The organism is Arthrobacter sp. NPDC058097, from assembly GCF_042884885.1.
GTDB lineage: Bacteria > Actinomycetota > Actinomycetes > Actinomycetales > Micrococcaceae > Arthrobacter.
The window spans coordinates 20,442-27,818 of sequence record NZ_JBHVSZ010000023.1 but is presented as its reverse complement, the minus strand read 5'-3'; the positions used below and the strand labels follow the sequence as shown (position 1 = coordinate 27,818).

8 protein-coding genes are annotated in these 7,377 nt (G+C 66.2%); 4 read left to right on the top strand and 4 right to left on the bottom strand.

Annotated elements, in window-relative coordinates; genetic code table 11:
- Positions 1–720: zinc-binding dehydrogenase (locus tag ACFVTE_RS24000; RefSeq protein ID WP_387105143.1), on the top strand; the 720-nt coding region annotated here is incomplete at its 5' end.
- Here the strand turns inward: ACFVTE_RS24000 and ACFVTE_RS23995 are convergent.
- Positions 717–1,457: a FadR/GntR family transcriptional regulator gene (locus ACFVTE_RS23995; protein WP_387105142.1), complete on the bottom strand. Its 741-nt coding sequence runs from the start codon at positions 1,455–1,457 to the stop codon at positions 717–719. The two genes, ACFVTE_RS24000 and ACFVTE_RS23995, sit on opposite strands and share 4 nt — an antisense overlap.
- Positions 1,458–1,699: 242 nt before the next feature.
- Here ACFVTE_RS23995 and gndA point away from each other — a divergent pair, with 242 nt between their 5' ends.
- Together gndA and ACFVTE_RS23985 are read left to right on the top strand one after the other, a co-directional pair.
- Entirely contained in the window at positions 1,700–3,136 is a 1,437-nt protein-coding gene (gene gndA, locus ACFVTE_RS23990; protein WP_387105140.1) for an NADP-dependent phosphogluconate dehydrogenase, read from the top strand.
- Positions 3,137–3,293: 157 nt separating this feature from the next.
- The gene (locus tag ACFVTE_RS23985) at positions 3,294–4,127 is read left to right on the top strand and encodes an oxidoreductase (protein WP_387105137.1); all 834 of its coding nucleotides are present in this window, start codon (positions 3,294–3,296) and stop codon (positions 4,125–4,127) included.
- A gap of 24 nt (positions 4,128–4,151) precedes the next feature.
- Here ACFVTE_RS23985 and epsC read toward each other — a convergent pair whose 3' ends face one another.
- From epsC to msrA, 3 genes are all read right to left on the bottom strand, one after another.
- Positions 4,152–4,736 (bottom strand): serine O-acetyltransferase EpsC, encoded by a 585-nt coding sequence (gene epsC / locus ACFVTE_RS23980; protein ID WP_307103428.1) that lies wholly within the window; start codon positions 4,734–4,736, stop codon positions 4,152–4,154.
- A 41-nt stretch (positions 4,737–4,777) separates the two neighbouring features.
- Positions 4,778–5,713 (bottom strand): cysteine synthase A, encoded by a 936-nt coding sequence (gene cysK / locus ACFVTE_RS23975; RefSeq protein ID WP_387105135.1) that lies wholly within the window; start codon positions 5,711–5,713, stop codon positions 4,778–4,780.
- Between the two features lie 67 nt (positions 5,714–5,780).
- Positions 5,781–6,305 (bottom strand): peptide-methionine (S)-S-oxide reductase MsrA, encoded by a 525-nt coding sequence (msrA, locus tag ACFVTE_RS23970; RefSeq protein WP_076802442.1) that lies wholly within the window; start codon positions 6,303–6,305, stop codon positions 5,781–5,783.
- 114 nt (positions 6,306–6,419) lie between these two features.
- On the opposite strand from msrA, the gene ACFVTE_RS23965 reads away from it, so the two are divergent.
- Positions 6,420–7,322 (top strand): Nif3-like dinuclear metal center hexameric protein, encoded by a 903-nt coding sequence (locus ACFVTE_RS23965; protein ID WP_387105148.1) that lies wholly within the window; start codon positions 6,420–6,422, stop codon positions 7,320–7,322.
- The last annotated feature ends 55 nt before the right edge of the window (positions 7,323–7,377 follow it).

Below are 7,377 nucleotides of genomic sequence, written 5' to 3'. Positions count from 1 at the left end.
ACGTACCTGGGGTCAGCGGCGAGGTACCCGCACACGGACGGGGCGTTCAGCCGGTACGTGAACCTGCCGGTGCGGATGCTCCGGCCCCTCCCGGAGGCCCTGGATTTGCGGACGGCGGCGCTGATCGAACCCGCCAGTGTGGCGTGGCATGCGGTGGCACGGGCCGGGGACGTGGCCGGCAAAACCGCGCTCGTGATCGGGTCCGGCCCGATCGGGGCGTTGGCGGTCGCGGTCCTCAAGCGCGCCGGCGCGGCCCGGATCGTCGCGGTCGACATGCACGCGAAACCGTTGGAGATCGCCACGGCGGTAGGCGCGGACGAGGTCCTGGCCGCCACCGACGCTGAGGCGATCGCCAGGGTCCAGGCCGACGTCGTGATCGAGTCCTCCGGGAACCACCACGGCCTGGCCTCCGCGATCCAGGGCGCCGCGAGGGGCGGGACCGTGGTCATGGTCGGGCTGCTGCCCACCGGCGCCCAGCCGGTCCTGATCTCCCTGGCCATCACCCGGGAACTGGACCTCAAAGGCTCATTCCGGTTCAACAACGAAATCGACGAGGTCATCACCGCCCTCGCCGACGGCACCCTCAGCATCGGCCCGGTCATCACCCACGACTACCCCGTCACCGACGCCCTCGAAGCCTTCGACATCGCCCGCAACTCCGCCCAATCCGGCAAAGTCCTCCTCAACTTCGCCGGCCAGGCGGGGGTTAAAAGGATCTAGGCCGTCTGAGTACGCCCCTGCAGCGGAACGAAGACCCTCGGCTGCTCCACCCACACGGGCTCCATTTCGGAGATGGTGCGGCGCATGATCCTGCTCGACGCCTCGCGGGCCTCCGATGCATGGCCGTCAAAGATGGCTTCGGCCACATCCAGGTGCCACTGCAGGGTAAGGTCCCGCGGGCGGTCGGGCATCAGGCCGTGCACGGTGCGGCCGGTCAGGGTTTCGGCCACCTGGCCCACGAGGTTGGCGAACATCTCGTTGCCGGAGCCGCTGAGCAGCAGCGAGTGAAACTGGATGTCCAGCTCCAGGAAGCGGGGCACGTCGCCGGCCTGGCCGGCTTCGCGCATGGCCAGGGCAACGTCGAGGAGTTCCTGCCGCAGTTCCTGCGGCGCATTGGCCGCAGCGAGCTCGGCTGCCACGGGCTCGACGGCGGAGCGGAGTTCCGCCAGGGAACGCAGCTGGGCGCCGCGGCCCTCCCCGGCCAGCCGCCACCGGATCACCAGCGGATCGAACGGATTCCAGCGGTGCGCCGGCAGGACCTTGATGCCGACTCGTTTGGTTGTCTCCACCAGGCCCAGCGACTGCAGGACGCGGACAGCTTCGCGGATCACCGACCGGGACACCTGGAGCTCATCCTCCAGCTGCTCCGCCAGCATCACGTGCCCTGGCGGGAGGCTGCCGTCGACGATTCTGGTACCCAGGTGCTCGACGGCACGGTGGTGGAGGCTGGTTGACATAGAGGTAAGCATAGTGGGGCCGGGAGGCTTTGTTGCCCCGGGGCAGGGGAGTCTGGACGCGGCCTCGGGGGCGCGTCATAGACTCTTTATGGCGCGAATTGCGTCCAAGGAGTGGTCACCCGCTTTCGCCCCCGACCGCGAATATATATGCTTTATTCAGCAGCCTGCTTTTTCGAAGGGTGTTCCGCAGGACACGCGGGACCCCAGGCACTTACGTCGCACACACTGAATTGGAGTTTTTGATGTCAGCACAGATCGGTGTCACCGGCCTCGCGGTGATGGGCGCCAACCTGGCCCGCAACCTTGCCCGCAACGGCTACACGGTTGCCCTGCACAACCGCTCGGTCGGCAAGACCGACGCCCTGCTCGAAAAGCACGGCCACGAGGGTGACTTCGTCCGGACCGAGTCCCTCGAGGAACTGGTCAACTCCCTCGAGAAGCCGCGCCGCGTCCTGATCATGGTGAAGGCCGGCAAGCCGGTTGACTCGGTCATCGAACAGCTCGAACCGCTGCTGGAGGCCGGTGACATCATCATCGACGCCGGCAACTCCCACTACGAGGACACCCGCCGCCGTGAAGCCGCGCTGGCCAAGAAGGACCTCCACTTCGTGGGCGTCGGTGTCTCCGGCGGCGAAGAGGGCGCCCTCAACGGCCCCTCCATCATGCCCGGCGGTTCCAAGGAGTCCTACGACGCTCTCGGCCCGATGCTGGAAAAGATCTCCGCCAAGGTCGACGGCCAGCCCTGCTGCGCCTGGATCGGCACCGACGGCGCCGGCCACTTCGTCAAGATGGTCCACAACGGCATCGAGTACGCCGACATGCAGGTCATCGGCGAGGCCTTCGACCTCCTCCGCTCCGGCGCCGGCATCGAGCCGGCCGAACAGTCCAAGATCTTCGCTGAATGGAACAAGGGCGAGCTCGCATCCTTCCTGATCGAAATCTCTGCCGAGGTCCTCGGCCACGTGGACGCCAAGACGGGCAAGCCGTTCGTCGACGTCGTTGTGGATGCAGCGGGCCAGAAGGGCACCGGCCGCTGGACGGTCATCTCCGCGCTCGAACTCGGCTCCCCGGTGTCGGGTATCGCAGAGTCCGTCTTCGCGCGTGCACTGTCCTCCCAGGCCGAACAGCGCAAGCTGGCCCAGGAACTGCTCGCCGGCGAGGAAATCGCCGTCGACGTTCCCGAGAACTTTGTCGAGGACGTCCGCCAGGCGCTCTACGCCTCCAAGCTCGTGTCCTACGCACAGGGCCTGGACATGCTGACCTCCGCCGCGACGGAATACGGCTGGGACCTCAAGCTGGACGAGATCGCCTCCCTGTGGCGCGGCGGCTGCATCATCCGTGCGGAACTGCTGAAGGAAATCACCAACGCCTACGCGGCCGAGGAGAAGCCGGCAAACCTGCTGTTCGCCCCGGCCTTCACCAAGGCGATCGCCGGTGCCCTGCCGGCATGGCGCCGCGTGGTCGCAACGGCCGTCCAGCTGGGCATCCCGGTTCCCGTGTTCTCCTCCTCGCTGGCTTACTACGACGGACTCCGCCGCAAGCGCCTTGCTGCTGCGGTGATCCAGGGCCAGCGCGACCTCTTCGGTGCCCACACCTACGGCCGCGTCGACGCCGAGGGCACGTTCCACACGCTGTGGGGCGAAGACAAGTCCGAGGTCGAGGCAGTGGACACCCACTAGCCACACCCGCGGTGTAACGCAGGAACGGCCGGCCCTCCCGGATAGTCTGGGAGGTGCCGGCCGTTCCTGCGTCCGGCTCCAGCTGTTGTTGTACGACGACGACGCCGATCCGCCCGTAGCTTGTCTGCAGCCACCGATTTCCCTCGAGGAGTGCCGAGTGTCCCAGCCCGTAGCGATTGTCACCGGAGCCTCCACCGGCATCGGGTTCGAGTCGGCCAAGCTTTTAAGCGCCAACGGATTCACCGTCTACGCCGGCGCCAGGCGGGTGGACAGGATGGAGCCGCTCAAGGCGAAGGGGATCAGGGTCCTGGCACTGGATGTCACGGACGACGCGTCAATGCGGAGCATGGTGGCGGCGGTGCTTGCGGAGCAGGGCCGGATTGATGTCCTGGTGAACAACGCCGGCTTCGGGTCCTTCGGTGCGCTGGAGGAGATGGAGCTGGCGGAGGGCCGCCGGCAGTTTGACGTGAATGTCTTTGGCCTGGCGCGGATGACGCAGCTGGTTCTGCCGTCAATGCGTGCTGCCGGGCGGGGCAGGATCATCAACATCTCCTCCATCGGAGGCAAGTACTATGAGCCGCTGGGCACCTGGTACCACGCCACCAAGTTCGCGGTGGAGGGCCTCAGTGACGCGCTGCGGCTGGAGCTGAAGCCGCACGGAATCAGCGTGTCCATCATCGAACCCGCCAGCACCGTTACGGAGTGGGGCGGGATTGCGGCGGACGGGCTGCTGGCGCGCTCGGGTAGCGGACCGTATGCGGCCCAGGCGAGGGAAATGGCAGCCGTGCTGGCGTCCACCGAGCGGCCCTCGACGGCCACCCGGCCCGACGTCGTCGCCGGTGCCGTGCTGACGGCCGCCACGGCGGCCCGTCCCCGGACGCGTTACCCGGTGGGCAGGGGCGCCCGCGCCATCACGGCGCTGCGGCGGCTCCTGCCCGATCGGGTCTACGACGTGGCGGTGACGGCGGTGCTGAAAAGAATCGCCCGCTGAAAACGCATTGCCGGCTGATAGAGGTCAGATCCGGTATTCGATGTAATACTCTGCCGGGTCCACGGCGGGCTTGGTCTCGCGCTGTGCGTCGCGGTGCCGCCAGCTTGCCGGGATGCCCGTGACGATGGACTCGGGCGGTGCGTCCTTGACCACGACGGCGTTCGCCCCCACGGCGCTGTCGTTGCCGATGATGATCGGCCCCAGGATTTTGGCGCCCGCACCGATCGTGACCCGGTCCCCGATGGTGGGGTGGCGCTTGACCTTCGCCAGGGAGCGGCCGCCGAGTGTGACGCCGTGGTAGATCATGACGTCCTCGCCGATCTCGGCCGTTTCGCCGATGACCACACCCATGCCGTGGTCAATGAAGAAGCGGCGTCCGATGGTGGCACCGGGATGGATCTCGATCCCGGTCAGGAAGCGAGTGAGCTGGGAGATGAGCCGTGCAGGAAACCGCGTGGACGGGTTCTGCCACAGCTTGTGCGTCAGGCGGTGCGCCCAGATGGCGTGCAGCCCTGAGTACGCGAAAAAGTTCTCAAAAGAACCTCGAGCCGCCGGATCGTGGGACCGGGCGGCGTCGAGGTCTTCCTTAAGTCTTGCGAAGAAACCCACAAAGATCTTTCTACAGGAAACGGAAAGCAGCTGGCTAAGGTCTAGCCGCGGATGTCGTCATAGAGCACGGTGGAGATGTAACGCTCACCGAAATCGCAGACGACGGCCACGATCAGCTTGCCGGCGTTCTCCGGGCGCTTGGCCAGCTCGAGGGCGCCCCAGACGATGGCGCCGGAGGAGATGCCGCCCAGGATGCCTTCCTTGACGCCGAGCTCGCGGGCCACGGCCACGGAGTCCTCCAGGGTGGCGTCCAGGACCTCGTCGTAGACGTTGGTGTCCAGGAGCTCCGGGATGAAGTTGGCGCCCAGGCCCTGGATCTTGTGCGGGCCCGGGGCTCCACCGTTGAGGATGGGGGAGTCCTTGGGTTCCACGGCAACGATCTGGATCTCGGGGTTGCGCTCCTTGAGGACCTGGCCGACACCCGTGATGGTGCCGCCGGTGCCAATGCCGGAGACAAAGATGTCTACCTTGCCGTCGGTGTCGGCCCAGACCTCCTCAGCGGTGGTCTTGCGGTGGATCTCCGGGTTGGCCTCGTTGGCGAACTGCTGGGCCCAGATGGAGTTCTCGGTGTTGGCCACGATTTCCTGGGCCTTCTCCACGGCCCCGCGCATGCCCTCGGATCCCGGGGTCAGCACGATCTCGGCACCGAAGGCGCGGAGCATGACGCGGCGCTCGGTGGACATGGTTTCCGGCATGGTCAGGATGACCTTGTAGCCGCGGGCTGCGCCCACCATGGCCAGGGCGATGCCGGTGTTGCCGGAGGTGCCTTCGACGATGGTTCCGCCGGGCTTCAGCGCGCCGGACTTCTCCGCTGCGTCGATGATGGCGACGCCGATACGGTCCTTGACGCTGTTGGCCGGGTTGTAGAACTCAAGCTTGACCGCAACGGTGGCGTCCAGGCCTTCCGTCAGGCGGTTGAGCTTGACCAGCGGGGTGCCGCCCACCAGCTGTGTTACATCGTCGTAGATCCGTGCCATGTGTACTTGCGCCTATCTCTGAGGAGGGAATACTTTGGTCAGCCTAACGATGGGGTCAGCGCCCCTGCTAAGCATTAAGCCATGCAGAGTAATATTTCCGTGCCTTGGCCAGCTTCGGGTTAATAATGACCTGGCAGTAGCCCTGCTCCGGGAACTTGGCGTAGTAGTTCTGGTGAATGTTCTCCGCCGGATAGAACACGGGGAGCCGGCTGACCTCGGTCACAATCGGCCGGGACCACAGCGCCTGGTTCCGCTCGATCGCCTCCTCGAAGAGGATCTTCTCCTCGGTGGTCTCATAGAACATGGACGAGCGGTACTGCGTGCCGACGTCGTAGCCCTGGCGGTTGAGCGTGGTGGGGTCGTGCAGCGCGAAGAACATGTCCAGGATGACCTCGGCCGGGATGACCTCCTCATCAAAGGTCACGGCAACCACTTCCGCGTGCCCCGTGGTGCCGGAGCAGACGGAATAGTAGTCCGGGTCGCGTTCATGGCCACCGGTGTATCCCGAAACCACCGACGTGACGCCCTTCGTTTTCTGGTAGACGGCGTCCAGGCACCAGAAACAGCCCCCGCCAAGCACAAAAGTTTTCATGTCTTCTTTACCCATGCCTCTTTAATGGTTTGCGGGCGCCAATGATTCCCCAGCCAACCCTAGGGTCACATACCGGTCAGAGGCCAGAGCCGACTGTAGGGTAAAAATATGAGTATGGAACCTGTGAACAGTGACGTTGCAGCGGAACCGGAAGACGTTCCCGACGCCGCGGAGTCACCCGCCGCCGCCACGCTGGGGCAGCTCATGCTGGCCGTTGAGGAGCTCTGGCCGGAGTCGCTTGCGGAGGCATGGGACGAGGTAGGGCTCGTGGCCGGCCACCCGTCCGCCGAAGTCACGCGCGTCATGTTCGCCGTGGACCCCACGCTCGAGGTCATTGACGAGGCCATCGAATGGGGCGCGGAACTGCTTATCACGCATCACCCGCTGCTTCTCAAAGGCGTCACCTCGGTTGCCGCCAACACGCCCAAGGGCCGGGCGGTCCACCGCCTGATCGAATCCGGCACCGCACTGCTGACGGTCCACACCAACGGCGACTCAGCGGTGGGCGGCGTTTCCGACGTGCTGGCCGACGCCCTGGGCCTGGAGAACGTATCGCCGCTGACTCCGGCAGCCGACGGTCTTCCCGAGGAAGGCATTGGGCGCGTCGGGGACCTCAACGAGTCGATCACGCTGGGGGAATTCGCCGCGCGGGTCTTCGGCATCCTTCCCTCGGTGGCCGGCGGAGTGCGGGTGTCCGGGGACAAGGACGGCCTGGTCCAGCGGGTTGCCGTGTGCGGCGGGGCCGGGGATTCCCTGTTCGCTGAGGTCCGGGCCAGCAACGCGGACCTGTACGTCACCGCGGACCTGCGCCACCACCCGGCATCGGAAGCCAGGGAGGCCGCCGTGAACGGCCGGCCCTACCTCATCGATGTCTCGCACTTCGCCAGCGAATGGCTGTGGCTGCCGGCCGCCGCCGAGGCGCTGGGCAACGTGCTTACGGACCAGGGCCTTGACGTCGAAATCCGGGTCAGCAGCACCAACAGCGACCCGTGGGACTTCATACTCACTCCCGGCTAAGCCTGGCGGGAGGGGCCCCGGGTGACCGTAGCGAGGCAGGGGAGCGCGTTAGGCG

Coding starts and splice junctions, on each gene's coding strand:
- ACFVTE_RS23995 (WP_387105142.1), bottom strand. CDS start 1,457: ATGTCAACCAGCCTCCACCACCGTGCCGTCGAGCACCTGGGTACCAGA.
- gndA (WP_387105140.1), top strand. CDS start 1,700: ATGTCAGCACAGATCGGTGTCACCGGCCTCGCGGTGATGGGCGCCAAC.
- cysK (WP_387105135.1), bottom strand. CDS start 5,713: ATGGCACGGATCTACGACGATGTAACACAGCTGGTGGGCGGCACCCCG.
- msrA (WP_076802442.1), bottom strand. CDS start 6,305: ATGAAAACTTTTGTGCTTGGCGGGGGCTGTTTCTGGTGCCTGGACGCC.
- ACFVTE_RS23965 (WP_387105148.1), top strand. CDS start 6,420: ATGGAACCTGTGAACAGTGACGTTGCAGCGGAACCGGAAGACGTTCCC.